This window comes from Undibacterium sp. Di24W (assembly GCF_049340325.1).
GTDB lineage: Bacteria > Pseudomonadota > Gammaproteobacteria > Burkholderiales > Burkholderiaceae_D > Undibacterium.
The window spans coordinates 126489-143776 of sequence record NZ_JBMPOP010000006.1 but is presented as its reverse complement, the minus strand read 5'-3'; the positions used below and the strand labels follow the sequence as shown (position 1 = coordinate 143776).

Sequence of the window (17288 nt, the reverse complement as noted above, 5' to 3'; positions counted from 1 at the left end):
AAGCAAAATCATATTGACAGTCGCCAAATCTGCTAGCACAAAGCACTGTTTGCAAACCCTTCAATAAAGACATTTATTAGCTAATTTAACAACTTAACAATTTGAGGTTTAGTTTCTCTTGGGAAAATCGAGGCGGATAATTGACTCGCCGGTTGCGAGTCTCTTAGGCTGAGGCTTAAAGGCATGGCCAAAAACGATTTCAAAACTAAGTGGGATCCGGCCATCCGCACCTCGATTTTTTTCGAGTTCGGTTACCACCTTAGCAAAACCTTTGCGCCCCAACAGTCCCTTACGCCTACTTAACAACGGATTGCCACCTAAGGCGCGCACATCTGCAAACAATTGCCGCACGTCTTGGTAGCGCAACGTAATCCTTTCAACATCCATCACTGGCGTAGCGAATCCTGCCTGCACTAGCATATCGCCGAGGTCATGCATATCCACAAACGGCAAAGTATGTGGAAAATCATCCACGACAGAAAATGCTTGGCGTAGTTCTATCATTGTGTCCGGTCCAAAGCTAGAAAACATCACCAGACCGTTCACACGGAGCAACCCCATCCATTCACTCAAGACCAAATCGGGTTGAGGATGCCAGTGCAATGCCAAATTGGACCACAGCACATCCAGACTATTTTTTTTCAAGCTAGGTTGCGCAAAGTTACCGCATATCAAATGGATATTAGGCTTACTTCGAAAAAAATCCGGAATCAGCTTTTCCAGCATTTGACTTAGGCCCTGCGTCACACTTTTTTGGGATACGTTGATTTGTGCTGGCTGGCCACATAACAAAGCAGGCAAGGAACCGTCCAGGCCTAAAATCTGCGCTTGCGGGAACCGGGCAGATAACAAAGGTAGATCAACGCCATCAGAACATCCCGCGTCGAGGACTGTGGCAGCCTCGATCTTTACTAGCTCCAATTTCTCGCGCATGCGGCTAGCAATTTCTCTTCGTAAAAATTGCGAACCTTGCACACGCTGAGGCGTTGCAAACAAACGACGGACTAAAGGCAAATCGATAGGCGCACTAAGCATAATTCAAAATTGGCATGCTAAAGTCACACCAAACTCAGAAAGCAATAAAGTGTTTAGTCTAACCGCTCAGCGCTTATTTCGCATGATTGAGTAGGGGGAATTTTTATTTTTCATTAAATGCAATCAAGCGCCGCAATAGACAAAAGGTACAAGTCGTGCATTTAAATTGCACGCTCAAATTCCTCCCACTATCAAACTAAGTATGCCATTTCGCAACGCCTACCATCTCGGATTCGACAATATCTTATGGAGAACGCTACTCCAACAGCTACTTCCGAACTACTGCGCCATTTGTCAAGGTCAAAGTGAAAACCTAGTCTGCGCGCCATGTCAAAAAGATTTTTTTCAGAATCAAAGCTATCGCTGCCCCTGTTGTGCGATACCGATCCCAACGTCTGTGCCAAAGCAGTTATGTGGCGAATGCTTGAAAAAACGACCGTACTTTGATCGCACTATCGTCGCCTGCAATTACAAACCTCCAATCGATCATTTGGTGCTCGCACTCAAATTTGGACATCGACTAGGATTGGCAAAAGCCTTCGCAAAAGAGTTAAGGAACCAAATCAGCTACATGTCTCAAGAAGCCCTGCCCGATCTGATTTGCCCAATACCCTTGGGTGCACAGCGTTTGGCAGCGAGGGGCTTTAATCAATCTTTAGAAATCGCGAGACCGCTAGGCAATGACTTGGGCATCCCCGTTCGGTACAATCTTTTGCTGCGTTTACGCGACACGCTTCAACAAAGCAGCTTGCACCCGGACGCTAGGCACAAGAACGTAAAAAATGCCTTCACGGTTAATCCTGAGATGTGCAGTCTGATACGAGGCAGGCACGTCGCCATCGTTGATGATGTTATTACGACAGGCACGACCTTAAACGAGGCTGCCAAAGTGCTAAAACGCTTTGGTGCGAACAAAGTGACCAATTTCGTATTCGCGCGCACTATTTGGCTTTAGTTTGAAATTGGGTTTGGATTTTAAATAGCGCCAAGGATTCATACATGGCCGCAGCTTTGCGTTATGATTTCGAGCTCAACCAAGCAAAAAGAGGAACCACCTTGTTTAATGTCGTTTTAGTCGAACCAGAAATCCCTCCCAACACGGGCAATATTATTCGGCTGTGCGCCAACGCCGGTGTGCAATTGCACTTAATCGAGCCGCTCGGCTTCCCGCTCGAGGACAGCAAATTAAAACGGGCTGGATTGGATTACCACGAATATGCGCGCATGAAAGTACACAAGAATTGGGACGCTTTTTTAGAGTCAGAACGGCCAGCAAATGAGCGCATGTTTGCGCTCACGACACACGGTTCCTCAAGTTTCGCCGACGCACAATTCTTGCCAGGCGACTATTTTGTATTCGGCGCTGAAACTCGTGGACTAGCACCTAGCTTACGCGAATCCTTCCCCAACCCCCAACGAATACGGTTACCGATGCGCCCAGACAATCGCAGCTTGAATTTATCGAATACTGTAGCGATTGTGGTATATGAGGCTTGGCGGCAAAATGATTTCGCTGGAGGTAGCTAAACAGAAATTTTCCGCGCCCCATAGAAAAATAGTCACAAATTCTACTAAGCGTACAGGGTAATCAGGCTTATGTTTGGCGCAGTTTTTGCAGCGTTTTCGTAGTGGATCTATCATGTTCGAAATCGATCGCACGTACCTGCCCACCGTAAGCCAATACAGCCTGCCCTTCAGGAATCGCCTTCATATCATAATCGCCGCCTTTTACGTAGATATCCGGCCTCACAAGATTCACTACCTGCAAAGCGGTGTCCTCATCAAAAGACAAGACCAGATCAACTGATTCCAATGCGGCCAGCACAGCCAAGCGGTCTGCGCAAGTATTGATAGGCCGCTCCTCGCCTTTACCCAATCGTCGCACAGAAGCGTCAGTATTCACCGCCACAACCAATGAGCCACCGAGTGCTTTAGCTTGCGCCAGATAGGTGACATGACCACGATGCAAAAGGTCAAATACCCCATTCGTCAGCACTACTGGATGGGTTAGCAGGGAGAGTTTCTCAGCGAGATGGGCAGAACTACAAATCTTATTTTCAAAATGAGGCATAGATTTAAAAAGAAAAAGCGAGCGAGGTGATTGCAGAATATTCAAAAGTTCACCACTGTAACGCCACAAGCGTTAAACAGCAAAGTACGTTAAGATGATTTTCTTCTTATTTCGGGGGACTATTATGTCATTTTCAAAAAAAATAGCTGGCATGTCGTTCATGCTCACAACTGCATTTATGTTCAATCCGGGTCAGGCATTTGCCGAAGATGCTGCATGTCCCGATATTCTGAAACACAGTTTTAATCGTCTGCAAGACGAAGCACCTCAAAATCTGTGCCAATACAAAGGCAAAGTAACATTGGTCGTCAATACAGCTAGTTACTGCGGATTCACCAAACAGTACGAAGGCCTGGAAGCGCTATACGCTAAATATGCCGAACGTGGTTTAGTAGTACTCGGTTTTCCCTCCAATGACTTCGGTAAACAAGAGCCGGGCAGCAGTAAGGAAATCGCTGATTTTTGTTTTAATACCTATGGCGTGAAATTCCCAATGTTTGCTAAATCATCCGTGCAGGGCAGCGATGTTAATCCATTTTATGCACAGCTAATCAAAGCCACGGGCACAACACCCAAGTGGAATTTCTACAAATACTTAATCGATCGTAACGGTAAAGTATTGGCCTCTTATGCCAGCACTACCACGCCAGAAAATAAGGGCCTCGTTGCTGAGATTGAGAAAGCGCTGGGTAAGTAATTCACAATGACCAGATGCACAACACGCTTTGAGGTGCCCATTTGGGTTAGCGCAAAGCATGTTGTTTCTCTGGTTCTCGGTGTCTAGCCAAAATCAAACGCTAGTCACACGACATGCGGCTACATTATGTGAGTTTGGGCTTCCGTGTTGAAGCTGGCTTCGCTCTGGCTTTGCTAGCTGGGCTTGCCTTCGCAACAGTTCTCGTGGTTCTTTTAACCGCAGTCTTGGTTTCAGCCTTAGTTGCAACTCCTTTGCTACTAGACTTACTCTTGACTGACGCAGCAGGCTTAGCTCCTGTCGAAGTATGAGTTCTTGCTTTAGTGCTGGCTGGCTTAGTTGACTTAGCCGGCTCAATTGTTTTTGCAACCACATCATCCTTCATAGCATGATGTAAAGCTTGTTTGAATTGGTCTTGCAATACTGTCCACCATGCCGCAGGGTTACTGAAACTACCCGCTTCTGACTTGGTTGCGGTTTGCTTTGCTTCGGCTTCTTTATCAGATGAGCTTACTTCAGATTCTGGCGCGGCTGTCGATTCGTCCGTATTTACATCATCGCCATCATGCTCTTCCTCATCCATTTCATCTTCCACAGCTGGTTCAGGTACAGCCTGTTTAGTGGTCGTTTTAGTACTTGTCGCCGTTTCTGGCATGGGCCACTGCGAAGCAAACGGAGTCGTTGTAGTGTTTTCTCTATGTGACGTCGCCTGTGCAAAGCTCTCGCCCATAGTTTTCAAGGCAGAAATGGTAGCGCGCTGAACCTCTAGTGCTTGTATCGTACCCTTTAGCATATTCATATTCACGGTGAGCCAGGACTCAACCGTCTTTAAATCCTTGATCTGCTTGTCCAATTCATCTACGGAAAGCGTTGGCGTTACCATTCCGGGCAATTGCATATCGCCCCATAACTTTTTTACAAATCCCAAGGGGTCATTCATACCGCCCATATTGCCTGCACTATTTTGCTGAAATGGATTCTGCATATTATTTCCTTTCTACGAATAAATACTTACCACCCTGAACAGGCGCCTCAACGCAATCGACACTCTAACACCCGTGCGTGATTAGTCTGCACCTGTCGCAAGAATAGGTCAGAACGATTACACTAGCGTTATGGCAAAAGTCTTTTCTCTATTTCAGCAATTAAAACATGCAATCAAGCGTAAAACTGTGGTTTTTTCGCTTGCGACCGTCTTACTTCACGTTCTGTTCTTCGAATCCGCGATCTGGAAAGACTGGACACCACAGGCACCACAAAAATCTAATCCGTCGATTCAGGTTAATCTGCGTCCAACTAACGTAGCAGCAAACGACAGTGACCTGACAATAACGAAAACAACAACGAAATCGCCAGCAGAACCAACAAGAGCTATTCCGAAAAAAAGTCGTAGTATCCCTACTCCAAAAACTAAAGAAATAGCGCCGGAGCCACTAGCTACAAGAGATATCAAACCAGAAGACATACTCCAGGAGACGATCACAGCAATCGAAGAAAAAGCCGTCAGCACTCATGCAATAAACGACAATACGGCGAGTAAGCTGGTGGTACGAATACCGAGTTCTATTGAAATGCGTCTGGATGTCACTCACACCAAGGTCAACGACACCCCAACCAGAGGCGTTGCTACTTTATCCTGGCAGGTCTATAACAATATATACAGTCTTAAGCTGGAAGTAGGTGTGAATTTAATCGTAACGACTTTTAATCTATATACCCTCAGCAGTGAGGGTGAAATCGGCCCATTTGGACTAATGCCTGGAACCAGCACCGATGAGAGAAAAACAAAAGCAGCAACGGCAATTCACTTCAATCATTTTGAAAAGACGATTACTTTTTCTGCCAGCAACAAAACAATCCCCATGCAAGACGGGGCGCAAGATGCGGCTAGTCTATTGTTGCAGTTGGCAGCAATAGGAAACGGAAATCCAGCGCAATTCGCACCAGGCCGCGAATTTAAAGTGCAAGTAGCGGAGGGTCGCGATGCAAATGAGTTCTTGTTTCAAGTGATTGAAGAAGAAGAGATCGAAAGTAAGCTAGTCCCAGCCAACCGCAAACTAAAAACGATACATATCGTTCGACCGCCACGCCCGGGCGCCTATAACTCTAGGTTAGATATTTGGTTGGCACCTTCCCTGAGTTGGTATCCAGTACAAATCAGGAATACAGAAAGCAATGGCACGGTAACAGATCAAATCGTTACCGAATTTAAGAACCGAGTTATCAACGATGATAAATAAATCAAAGACGCTTTCGAAGTTAGCGAAGTCAGTGGCTCTAGCATTGCTAGCACTGTGCATTACCGACGTGATTAGCCCAGTATCCGCGCATGCAAAAACTCTCAATCTGGCACCTTCTGCAGAATTAATTTACGCTGTAAAATCGAGCCAAAAAGGCATTCCTGTGAGTGGCGAAGCTAAGGTGAGTTGGCAAGTCAAAGAGAATACCGGAGCGGCAAAGACCTATCGTCTCAGCTCAGAAACCAGTGTGGCTATCTTCGGGAAAATTCTAAAAACCAGTAGCACTGGCAACATCGATCAATTTGGATTAGCACCAGAAAAGTTTCTAGAAAAACGTTTCCGTCGCGATGAGGCTAGCACCACATTTGATCGTCAAACTAAAATAATTAGCTTTTCTGATTCTGACCTGAGCTACCCAATCAAAGGTGGTGAACAAGACCGTCTGAGTGCAACCTGGCAGTTAGTTGCATTAGCCAGAAGCGCTAGCGATTCTTTACAAGCCGGGCACGAGTGGAAGATGTTCGTAGCAGGATTACGTGACGCAGATCCCTGGGTCTTTAAATTAATCGAGATTAAAAAAATCCAAACGGCGCTAGGAGAACTAGAAGTACTACACATTCAAAAAGCACCACCGCCTGATGCCAAAAGTCAGCAAATAGAAATCTGGCTGGCGACCTCACTCGACTATTATCCCGTTCGTATCAGCTTTCATGATGCTAATGGTGATCAAGTTGAACAAAAAATTGTCTCCATCAAAAAGGAATGAAATAATATGGTCGGTTTTTGGCAGATAACAGAGGCTGATTTGTTTAAACAAACGCGCTACAAAAGCCAACCGATCTGAATAATTTCTTACTTCATTCATTCCTTATTTGCTCATTACCCGAATCGTCCATTATTGCTATGAAAAATTTATCCAAACGTGCTTTAGTTTTATTCAGTGGAGGACAAGATTCAACTACCTGCTTGGCATGGGCGTTGGAACGTTATGATTATGTTGAAACCATAGGTTTTGATTATGGACAGCGACATGCTATAGAGTTGAGCATGCGTCCACACTTACTACAAAAGTTACGCCGATTATCGTCGGCGTGGGATCGCAAATTGGGTGAAGACCACATCATTGATTTGTCCTTAATCTCACAACTGTCGCACACCGCGATGACGGAAAATATCGCTATAGAAATGCAAGAAAATGGTCTACCAAATACGTTTGTACCTGGTCGTAATTTGATGTTTATGCTGACCGCAGCGACCCTTGCCTACCGCAGGCAATTAGAAGTTCTGGTAGGTGGAATGTGCGAGACTGATTTTTCGGGTTATCCCGATTGCCGTGACGACAGCATGAAAGCATTACAGGTGGCCATCAATCTCGGTATGGCAAGTCGCCTGAATATTGAGACGCCATTAATGTGGATAGACAAAGCGCAATCCTGGCGTCTCGCGGAACAACTAGGCGGCGAGGCTTTAATCGAACTAATCCGACAAGATACACATACCTGCTATCTCGGCGAGCGTGGCGCTTTACATGTTTGGGGACATGGATGTGGCACTTGCCCAGCTTGCGATTTGCGTGCAAAAGGCTATATCGAATACGTACGAACTAAATAGAAGCCGTTGCCTTCGGCACTTAGCCAAATAGTACAATCGCTACTACTTCCAACTCGCGAGCCATGGTTCTATTGCGTTATCGAGCATAGGTCGGGCAATGAGAAAGCCCTGCCCCTCCTCGCAACCCATTTTACGCAAGACGTCAAAGTGGGTGTCGGTCTCTATACCTTCAGCGATAACACTCAAACCAAGCTTTTTACCCAATTGGGTTATCAACTCAGCGATTCTTGGCCCCGCCTGGGTATCAATTTGCATGACAAAAGCACGGTCTATTTTCAGGCGGTCCACGGGTAACTTATCTAGGTAACTGAGTGAAGAAAAACCAGTACCAAAGTCATCAATGGCAATTTGCACGCCTATCGATTTCAAGCCATTTAATGCCTCTTCAAACATACCAGTGCCATTCATGGTCACGGACTCAGTGATTTCCAGTTCAAGGTAATGCGGCGCTAAGCCGCTATCATGCAAGGCTCGCTTTACGAGTTCGATGAAGTCAGGTTGGCGAAATTGAATCACCGACACATTCACTGCCATACGATCTAAGGAATAACCTTTCTCCAATAATTGCGCCATCGTGTAGCAGGCCGTACGTAAAACCCAAGCGCCTAAGCTAATGATTAGACCAGAATGCTCAGCCAAAGGAATAAAATCAGTAGGCGAGATCATTTGTCCTTCATCAGTACGCCAGCGCAAAAGCGCTTCAAACCCTACTACTTTACGGTCACTCAAAGAAATTTGCGGTTGATACATTAAAAACAAACGTTCAGCATCAAATGCTTTATGCAAATGCTGCATTAGCAAGGCACGCTCACGAATCTCCACCCCCATTTCACGGGTGAACAAAGTGTGTGAACCGCGTTGATAACCCTTAGTGCGTTTTAGCGCAATACTTGCGTCTTTCAATACATCGGCACCCGACTGGGAATACGAATCTAAAGCGACGAGTCCCATAGACATGGAGACAGTATGCGAAGAGTCATCAATAATGAATGGTGCCTCAAATATTTTTTGCAATTTTTCTGGTGTTAAAGCGAAGCGATTGCCAAGTAGACCAAAGACATCACCTCCAATGCGGGCTAAAAAAACTTGACTGCCCAAAGCAAGCTGTAATCGATTCGCCACCGCACGCAGCAATAAATCACCATATCGGTGACCCAGAACATCATTAATTTCTGCAAAATCATCAATATCAATTAAAACCAATAATTGATCTGGGGTCGCATTTTCTATCGAGGCATCTAGCTGTTCAATAAATTTCAGTCGATTTGGTAGCATCAGCAACTGGTCGCGAAATGCATAGTTTTTTAATTGGCTAACCAAGCCGAGATTATCCAAACAAACGCCCAAATTAAAGCAAAATATTTCGAGCAACTGTTGATCGATCGCTGTCAGCGCATAAGGCAATTCTATGAAAGCAGCAATCGCACGCTTACCTCGTCCCGAAAAATACAAAGTCATGTTATCCTCTTCGAACAAAGACACACGTTCGGACAAGGCTCGGCGCAAAGCATCCCGAATGACAGGGTTATCAATTTCGTCAATCGGTCTATTCATTAAGTTTCGATAATGTCCGGCCGAGGCAATGACGCTATAGCGGAAACTATTGTCGAACTGTAGGGCTTCGTCACACTGGGCGCATAACAAGCCTTCAGAGGGAACACCGCACAATGCCGCAATCTGTGTAATGACCCCAGAGGCAAAACCTTCAATTCCGTCTTGCATCGAAAATGCAGCACTAGAAGTAATGATTTGATGCAAGCCTCGTCGGCTCGCTTCAATCGTGCGTAACTGATCGTAAGAACGAATAGCAGCGGTCAACGCCGTCAATAATTTTTTGCGAGTTAATTCGTTTTTTGTTTTGTAGTCGTTGATGTCGTAATCACGTATCGCGTCTTCTTCAGGCGCGTAACCGGGCTGACCGGTTCGTAAAATAATCCGAGTATCTCGCCATTTTAGATCATCACGAATATAACAAACTAAATCTAAACCCGCATGCTCAGTCTCCATCACGACATCGAGCAATACTACGGCGATGTCTGACTCGACTGCGAATCGTTCATGTGTTTCTGCTTTAGAATAAGTATGAATAAACTCAAGGCGGCGATTCAGGATTTTGACGTCAAGCAGTGAAAATTCTGTGGCCCGATGCACGTCTTCATCATCGTCGACGATCGCGATTTTCCAAGTTCGCTGTGCGATATTTCCCAAGACGTCGTTATCAAGGTCTTCCTCGATAAATATCTCGTCATCCTCCAGATTTTCTGGCATGTCGCCCCCAAATTGTGTTGGAAACTCGCTGAAACAAAGTGCAACCAGTATATAGCAACTACTTTGCCGTGCAACAACAAAATCAGAACGACTTTACAACACAAATAGAAAATTAATCAGGCTTTTCTACAATAGGATCTCGCCGAAACAATGCATTAAGCATAACGCCGATGAGCATCCCATGCTAAGCCAGCTCCAATGCTACCAAACACATCACCCTGGACTAATTTCGCCTTAGGCATTAGTCGATTCAGATCTTCTCGTAAGCCTCGAACACCACTTGCACCACCCGTAAAAAAGACCGTGTCAATTTGCTCATTTTTTATATTTGCATTGCTTATTGCTTCAGCAATAGTTTGATTTAGCTGATGGAACAAGGGCGCAATTGCCAACTGCAAATGCTCTTGTGTCATTACCAATAACTCGGTCTTGTGCTCTGGCCTGGTTTTACTGCGTAACCGTTCTAATTCGACTGAAATACTCGCCTCATCACTCAACAAGATTTTTGCCTGCTCCGCTTTTAGTGCCAACCAATGTCCATCTCTTTGCTCAATCAAATTGAGCAAGCATTCACAACGATAACGCAAAGTCGCATCATTAATATCTCGACAAATATCGTGTATCTCACGCACCACTTTTTGTGAGTAAATCAAATTGATAGTGTGCCAAGTCGCCAAATTAAAATAATTCGCCGACGGCATTTCTATACCATTGCTAAGTCGCCCGCCCATCCCAAGGCGTGGCATCAACTGTTGCAGACTGAGATATTTATCAAAATCGGTACCACCGATATGAACGCCCGTATTGCTTAAAATATCTTCATGCCGGTCGATTTTTTCCCGACGTTCTGGCGATAAACGAATGACAGAAAAATCGGCGGTACCACCACCAATGTCGACCACTAAAACCAGTTCCTCCTTTTCAATACGCGACTCATAATCCAATGCCGCAGCGATAGGCTCAAACTGAAAAGAAATTTCTTTAAAGCCGACTGCTTGGGCGATTTCACGCAAAGTTTGTTCAGCCAACTGATCCGCACTTTGGCTATCGTCAATAAAATGTACTGGACGACCAAAGACCGCTTGCTCCAACGGTGTCTGTGCTGCCAATTCAGCACGTCGTTTTAACTCTGCAATATATTGCGTTAATAATTGCTTATAGGGTAAGCGACGCCCCATTACTTCAGTTTGCCCATCAATCAGACTAGTGCCCAATAGGCTTTTCATGGATCGCATTAAGCGTCCTTCATAGCCATCTAGATACGCAGACAAGGCTGCACGTCCATAATTGACTTCATCTAGGTCTGCGTTAAAAAAAATGACCGAGGGCAAAGTTGCTTTACCGTCCTCGAGATTTAATAACTGAACCTGTTGACCGTCAGCAAATCCAACGGTCGAATTTGAAGTTCCAAAATCAACACCACACACTACATTCATCACTAGCCTATCTAAAAATTCCATCCAGGCGAGATCTTAAACTACTTGCCGCGTCACCTGTAAGCTTTAAATGCTTTCTACCTAGTAGCACCATATTTCCTTTTCAACCACATGGTCAATTTGGCTTGCTGCACATCTGCAACTAAGTACCTATAAAGTTGATGTAAATAGGGCGTCATTTCATCCTACTGAAATAATTGACTGGTATCTATGAAACTCACAATACCGCCCTCAAAGCTAACGCAAAAAACATTACATCAATATGCGTTTTCCAAATTTCGGCTATGCTATCTACCTTAGTTATTTCGGACGACGAAATACAGTACTCACGAAGGATGTTTCCCTTGAAAAGTTTAATTAGTGATTTGCTCAAACAGCGCCTGCAATTACTCGACACCAATGCTCACTTACCGCTTTTAGCAAAAGGTTTGCGTGGCATTGAACGAGAGACATTGCGGGTCGATACAGATGGCAAATTGATGTTGACGCCACATCCTGTCGAACTGGGATCAGCATTAACGCATCCATTGATTACGACTGACTATTCAGAATCCTTGCTAGAATTTATCACGCCTGCAGAACAAGATATTTCTATCGCGCTCGACAAATTAGATCTGATCCACCGCTTTAGCTACTCCCGTTTTGGGGCACAGATGCTGTGGAATAACTCTATGCCTTGTGAACTCCCGCAGGAAAAAGACATTCCTATCGCTTGGTACGGCAGCTCCCACATAGGCATGATCAAACACGTTTATCGCCGCGGTTTAGCGCTGCGCTATGGCAAAAGTATGCAATGCATCGCTGGCATACACTACAATTATTCTTTGTCAGAGGACTTGTGGAAACTGCTCAAAAAGGAGGACGGCGATACGCGCTCTGAACGTGATTATCAATCTGAGAGTTATGTTGCATTAATCCGTAATTTTCATCGTTACAGCTGGCTACTCATGTATTTGTTCGGTGCGTCTCCAGCGCTATCAAAAAACTTTTTACGCGGCCGTCAACACGACTTAGAAACTCTGTCTGAAGACACTTTGTTTTTGCCGTATGCGACTAGTCTGCGCATGAGCGATCTCGGCTATCAGAACAATGTCCAAGATGGCTTAGTCCCGCCCTACAATAACTTGCTTGACTACATGCGTAGCCTGTCCTTGGCGGTCAGGAAACCGCACCGACCTTATGAAGAATTAGGAATCAAAAAAGACGGTGAGTGGATGCAGATCAACGCCAATGTCTTGCAAATTGAAAACGAGTTTTATGCGACGATACGTCCAAAGCGTGTCATCAAATTGGGGGAACGCCCCGTAGAGGCTTTATGTGCACGCGGCGTGCAATACATAGAAGTACGCTGCATGGATGTTGACCCTTTCGAAGCATTGGGAATCAATCTAAAGACATCGCGTTTTCTTGACGCCTTCCTCTTATTCTGCGCCTTGAACGACAGTGCTTTGACGAATGAAGCTGAAGGTGAAGAAAATCTAAGTAATTTTGCGTTAACCGTCAAACAAGGCCGCACACCAGGCTTAATGCTACAAAATCAGGGTACGTCTGTCAGCCTCAGACAATGGGGTGAGCAGATCATCGAGCAAATAGCACCACTCGCTGCATTACTGGACAAGCAAACTGAAACGAATGAGCATCAACAAAGTCTGCAAGCGCAATTAGACAAATTGCGCGACCCTGACCTCACGCCATCGGCTCGGGTATTAGCTGCTATTCGTGAAGAACAAGGCTCATTTAATCAGTTTGCGCTTAAACAAAGTCACTATTTTGCTGAACAATTTAAAGCGCGCCCATTGTCTGAACAAGATGCTGTGTATTTTGAAGAATTGACGCGCAGTTCATTAGCACAGCAGGCGCAGATGGAACAGTCACAGAGCGGGAGTTTTGATGAGTTTATTGAAGACTACCGTTCTCGCACTTCAAGTCAAATTTGTTGCGACGGTTTGTAATTGGATTGGGTAAGGATTATTTCGGCTTTCTGACGACCAGACGGTAACGCTGCAAAGTTTGGTCGTATTCTTGATTAGTACGCGCGATTTCCTGATCATAGAACATCATTGCATTACGACTACTATTGATACTGGTACTTAAATCGTCTGCTCTAAGTCGCATAGATTCAGATTCTTTCGAGGATTTTTTTGAATTTTTCAATTCAAGTTGCAAACTAGCGAGAATCTGACCCAATCCTTGCAGTTGTTCATTCGCCAGTCGTTTTTTTTCTAAAAGTGCATCGACAGCCCGTTTGCGCGCAGTCTGAATATCAGCTTCTTCTTGATAATGAGCGAGCAAATAACGCTCTTCACGCATTCTCTCTTCATCCACTAGTTGTTGCGCTTTTCTCTTTTCCGCTTCTAACTCGAGTCGCTTCTTTTCTTCAGACGAGAGTGGAGCCGCAATTTCACTCTTAAAATTTCCATTATTGTTATAGACTTTTACCGCGCGATTTGCACACTCGGGTATTGGTCTATCCGACGTGACTAATTTTCCTTGTGCATTTACGCAACGGAAAATATCAGCACTAGCTTCGTCTATAGAGAGCACACAAAGCAACAACAATAATGGATACGAGTTATGTTTCACTGGAAAGTCTTAGTAGTTTTCAAATCGACTTGGCTATTTGAAATCGATGTCCTGAAGTGCTAAATTTACCACGATTGAATGAGTTGGAGATTTTTCCCAAGTATAGAACTAGCGCATAACGCTACTAAAGAAAGGCATCATTTACTTTGAGCAATAGGAGCGTTCTTCTTTCAATTTAGTCAAATGAAGCGTTAGCGGGAAACAATGTACTACTGTCAGCTAAAAAAATGCCAATTCTCATTGGCATTTTTTGACTTATTTTACTTTACGAGGCGAATACGTCGCCAAGGATAAGGATCTCGCTCGCCGATCTCGGGTGGAGCTGCTGGCACGTTCCCAATGCCTATCTCAGCAGGACAGACACCGGTCTTCGCATAACTGGTTGCGGCAGCCAAACGTTTCTCACCAATATCACCCAAGACGTGGTCAAGGTCATCCGCAACTTTACATCTAGGCGCAAATCCATTCACATAATCACCCTCGCCTTTAGCATTTACGCCAGAAAATGAAATCGCAAAGTACGCCGTTTTACAGTTATTCGTTTGTACAAAGCCATACGGTTTACCGCAGGTGTTTTCACCAATCAAAATAACTTCCATAAAGGGAGAGAGTCCATTAATTATAGATTCACTGGCAGAACAAGTTCGACCACTGGTCAATACAAACACGCGTTTCAGATTTAATTGTGGCAACAAGCGACTTGTTGTACTTAATTGGTAAAACCAGGTCGTTGACGCTTCCGATCTCGCTGGATACTTGTCGTTGTACAACAATTGCTCAAAAACATTTCCAACCGTCTTTGATCCACCTATCATCGACGCCAACTCGTTCGCAATGTACAGGTAACCGCCTCCGTTATAACGCACGTCCAAGACCAACTCGTCGACACGTGCTTGCTTAAACGAGTTCATCGCATCGATCAGGGGCTGTTCGGCCGTCCTGATATGATCATTAAAGACCAAGTATCCAAACTTTTTTCCAGCATCATTGACCACTTTCGAAGTTAAAACTGGCGACTGCGTTATTGACGCAGAAGTCATCGAAACGGTGCGTGGCGCGGAAGCACCCACATCCATTAACTCAAAGGTATGGGTCTCTACCTTGCTTGGATATAAAGCGAGGAATTGCACATCATTTGCCGGTTGCTCTAATGAAGTATTGTCGACTTTTGCTAGTGTCGTTCCACGCTTAATACCCGCCCTGTCTGCCGGAGAGCCTGGTTCAACGAACAATACTCGCAGTCTTGTGCCATAGCGTTGCAATGAATAGCCATAACTAAAACTTACACCAGACTGGAAAAAGTCATCAATTTCACCTTGCTCCGAAGTAAAACTAAAGCGATCTTTTGTGCGTACTAACAACGCATCAAAATACGATGGTGCGTTTGGAAAGGCACTCGCAGGCACTTCGGCAATTTGGTTGTACCAAAGGTAGACATCATCTAGATGGCCCCGAGCCCAAGTTTTTTCCACATCGGGCGTGCATATACCTGACAAATTTCCGTAGGTAGGAGGAGAGTTCAAAGTGAATTTCAAATCCTTAACTGGAATCATACTCTCCGCAGTTGCTTTGCTCGTTGGTGTAACGGCAGCCGCGATTGCCATCGTTTTGACAATAGACTCGTCCGGACTAATATAATTTAAGCCTTGGTTCACAGCGAAAGTTTGACCAACACGCATTTTATTGTCTAGTAAGTTAGGGACCCAGCTCCATGTCGCGTCGTTATAAAATCCACGTGCCGCGGTCAACATGCTACGTATCATGGCACCTTTGGATGTGCCTTTTGCCAGTTGCGCGACCCAATAATTGACGTCCTCATTTGGCGGTGCTGTTGCCCCAGAGCGCCCCAACACATTTTTGTATATCACTAGTACAAACTCCTGCGGTGTCATCGTGTTCGAATAGCCAGTTTGTGCTGAATACTGAATAGCTGCGGCATAAAAATTATTGGATATCTGATCTAAGCTCACACCGGCTTTATATTGTTTAATCCAATAAGAGAGTCCATCCGCGTCCGGCACTCGATTAAAAAAAGCCGTGTACAAGTCAATCAATGCGGTCAAATCATTGGATGCAATGGTGTTGGCAAGATCAGCGATTTCCAGATTCATGGTGACATCGGCGAACTTCAAAACCTTTTTATCTTTAACCGTTACGCTGCCGCCATTACCTACGATATCGGTGACGATATATCCCACGCTTAAAATGGTAATGCTGTAATTGGCGCGTGCGCCAGGAAATACCTGCACGTCACCAGCGGTTGGTGCCGCCTGCATAGGAGCGCCCACTTGTGCAGTATTAATTGTATTGACACCTTGATTTTCGTTACCGCCACACGCGCTCAACTGCATGAGAAATAACCACCCGACAATTTGCGCTAAGCGACTTAATTTTAATTGATTCATTGTTGTTTCCGTTTTTAAACTCATCACCAACTTACTGCCTGACGAATAATGGCCTATGTGTCACTCATGTAGAGTTGAACGAAGTTCGATCAGTAGATGGCCAAATAACAATTTTTAAGTTTAACAGCACGGAACCGAGGGTACTACTTTTTTTGCGTGCTTAGAAAAAGCTATCCCCCACAAAAACAACGAAAAAAAACCGGACTGCTTTGAACAATCCGGCTGTGAAGAGTACGGCTAAATAGGAAAGTTGAAGCTTAGTTCCTTGAGGGGAAAATGCCCTGCATCGCAATGATGTAGTTCAATCCCAAATAGGGTTGCATGTTGGAAACAGTTGCCTGAGTAACGACAGGCACAGTCAATGGTGTGCCTGTACCTGTATTTCCTGTTGTCACACTAGCGCTTCCTCCCACCGTTGTTGTCACGCCCCCCAAAGTAACAGGGGCTGTTTGCGCGGTACCGGCAGGTAAGTAAATTGCAGCTGAAGTACCGCCGCCGGCCGTACTCGTTAATAGACTACCTTGTTGCGCAACTAAACCAGTTCCAGCGACCGCTGCTCCTGTTCCGACAGAAATAGATGTTTGGCCAGTTAATCCTGCTGGATTCAAAGTAGCGGGATGGTTATGCGCTGGCAAATTCGCCAAGCCCAAAGTAATAGTAACAGTACCATTGGCGATCACAGTCGTATTATTCGATCCTGCCTTCTCACCTTGGACCACATTCGCCAAGCCCGGACCTTGCGCTTGAGAGCCAACGACTACGCGCCCGCGTAAGTCAGGTATGCCGAAAGTGTTTTGTCCATCGCCGCCATACATGGTTCCCAGCAAAGCGAACATCGCGGAATTTTGCTGGATGGGTACAGTTTGCCCATTGCAAAACACCCATCCACGCGGTGGGTAGTTAAATGCCACTGCTAATACAGTGCCCATAAATGCATCCATTTTA

15 protein-coding genes and 1 pseudogene are annotated in these 17288 nt (G+C 45.2%); 8 read left to right on the top strand and 8 right to left on the bottom strand.

The features are described from left to right. Window positions 1-108: 108 nt before the first annotated feature. On the bottom strand, window positions 109-1035 hold the full coding sequence (locus ACO0KZ_RS14170; protein WP_422996288.1) for a methyltransferase domain-containing protein: 927 nt from the start codon (window positions 1033-1035) through the stop codon (window positions 109-111). Window positions 1036-1237: 202 nt separating this feature from the next. Between ACO0KZ_RS14170 and ACO0KZ_RS14165 the strand changes: the two are divergent. The 3 genes and pseudogenes from ACO0KZ_RS14165 to trmL all read left to right on the top strand — a co-directional run. Then, a pseudogene (locus ACO0KZ_RS14165) lies at window positions 1238-1450 on the top strand (double zinc ribbon domain-containing protein); the annotation flags it as partial. 9 nt (window positions 1451-1459) lie between these two features. Next, a complete protein-coding gene (locus ACO0KZ_RS14160; protein ID WP_422996633.1) occupies window positions 1460-1990 on the top strand; it encodes a ComF family protein in 531 nt (176 codons plus the stop codon). Window positions 1991-2091: 101 nt separating this feature from the next. Continuing rightward, complete coding sequence (trmL, locus tag ACO0KZ_RS14155) at window positions 2092-2562, top strand: tRNA (uridine(34)/cytosine(34)/5-carboxymethylaminomethyluridine(34)-2'-O)-methyltransferase TrmL (RefSeq protein WP_314863746.1); 471 nt, start codon at window positions 2092-2094, stop codon at window positions 2560-2562. 67 nt (window positions 2563-2629) lie between these two features. Here the strand turns inward: trmL and rfaE2 are convergent, their stop codons facing one another. Next, on the bottom strand, window positions 2630-3106 hold the full coding sequence (gene rfaE2 / locus ACO0KZ_RS14150; RefSeq protein WP_422996286.1) for a D-glycero-beta-D-manno-heptose 1-phosphate adenylyltransferase: 477 nt from the start codon (window positions 3104-3106) through the stop codon (window positions 2630-2632). A gap of 160 nt (window positions 3107-3266) precedes the next feature. Between rfaE2 and ACO0KZ_RS14145 the strand changes: the two genes are divergently transcribed. Then, window positions 3267-3803 (top strand): glutathione peroxidase, encoded by a 537-nt coding sequence (locus tag ACO0KZ_RS14145; RefSeq protein WP_422996630.1) that lies wholly within the window; start codon window positions 3267-3269, stop codon window positions 3801-3803. 124 nt (window positions 3804-3927) lie between these two features. Here ACO0KZ_RS14145 and ACO0KZ_RS14140 read toward each other — a convergent pair whose 3' ends face one another. After that, entirely contained in the window at window positions 3928-4785 is an 858-nt protein-coding gene (locus tag ACO0KZ_RS14140) for a PhaM family polyhydroxyalkanoate granule multifunctional regulatory protein (RefSeq protein WP_422996284.1), read from the bottom strand. 130 nt (window positions 4786-4915) lie between these two features. Here ACO0KZ_RS14140 and ACO0KZ_RS14135 point away from each other — a divergent pair, with 130 nt between their 5' ends. The 3 genes from ACO0KZ_RS14135 (at window position 4916) to queC (ending at window position 7651) form a co-directional block, all read left to right on the top strand. Beyond that, window positions 4916-6040, top strand: coding sequence for a DUF3108 domain-containing protein (locus ACO0KZ_RS14135; RefSeq protein WP_422996282.1), 1125 nt, complete (start codon window positions 4916-4918; stop codon window positions 6038-6040). Continuing rightward, window positions 6030-6806, top strand: coding sequence for a DUF3108 domain-containing protein (locus tag ACO0KZ_RS14130; RefSeq protein WP_422996280.1), 777 nt, complete (start codon window positions 6030-6032; stop codon window positions 6804-6806). The genes ACO0KZ_RS14135 and ACO0KZ_RS14130 overlap by 11 nt, the downstream gene beginning before the upstream one ends. A 137-nt stretch (window positions 6807-6943) precedes the next feature. Next, the gene (gene queC, locus ACO0KZ_RS14125; protein ID WP_422996278.1) at window positions 6944-7651 is read left to right on the top strand and encodes a 7-cyano-7-deazaguanine synthase QueC; all 708 of its coding nucleotides are present in this window, start codon (window positions 6944-6946) and stop codon (window positions 7649-7651) included. Window positions 7652-7693: 42 nt separating this feature from the next. Here the strand turns inward: queC and ACO0KZ_RS14120 are convergent, their stop codons facing one another. Together ACO0KZ_RS14120 and ACO0KZ_RS14115 are read right to left on the bottom strand one after the other, a co-directional pair. Then, on the bottom strand, window positions 7694-9919 hold the full coding sequence (locus ACO0KZ_RS14120) for a bifunctional diguanylate cyclase/phosphodiesterase (RefSeq protein ID WP_422996276.1): 2226 nt from the start codon (window positions 9917-9919) through the stop codon (window positions 7694-7696). A gap of 155 nt (window positions 9920-10074) precedes the next feature. Further along, window positions 10075-11355 carry an Hsp70 family protein gene (locus ACO0KZ_RS14115; protein ID WP_422996628.1) on the bottom strand — a complete coding sequence of 427 codons (1281 nt, stop codon included), beginning with the start codon at window positions 11353-11355 and terminating at the stop codon, window positions 10075-10077. Window positions 11356-11711: 356 nt separating this feature from the next. On the opposite strand from ACO0KZ_RS14115, the gene gshA reads away from it, so the two are divergent. After that, entirely contained in the window at window positions 11712-13307 is a 1596-nt protein-coding gene (gshA, locus tag ACO0KZ_RS14110; protein ID WP_422996626.1) for a glutamate--cysteine ligase, read from the top strand. A gap of 16 nt (window positions 13308-13323) precedes the next feature. Here gshA and ACO0KZ_RS14105 read toward each other — a convergent pair whose 3' ends face one another. The 3 genes from ACO0KZ_RS14105 to ACO0KZ_RS14095 all read right to left on the bottom strand — a co-directional run bounded on the left by ACO0KZ_RS14105 (window position 13324) and on the right by ACO0KZ_RS14095 (window position 17284). Continuing rightward, window positions 13324-13938: a DUF4124 domain-containing protein gene (locus tag ACO0KZ_RS14105; protein ID WP_422996274.1), complete on the bottom strand. Its 615-nt coding sequence runs from the start codon at window positions 13936-13938 to the stop codon at window positions 13324-13326. 260 nt (window positions 13939-14198) lie between these two features. Then, window positions 14199-16343 (bottom strand): S41 family peptidase, encoded by a 2145-nt coding sequence (locus tag ACO0KZ_RS14100; RefSeq protein WP_422996272.1) that lies wholly within the window; start codon window positions 16341-16343, stop codon window positions 14199-14201. A 257-nt stretch (window positions 16344-16600) separates the two neighbouring features. Beyond that, a complete protein-coding gene (locus tag ACO0KZ_RS14095) occupies window positions 16601-17284 on the bottom strand; it encodes a phage tail protein (RefSeq protein WP_422996270.1) in 684 nt (227 codons plus the stop codon). Between the last annotated feature and the right edge of the window lie 4 nt (window positions 17285-17288).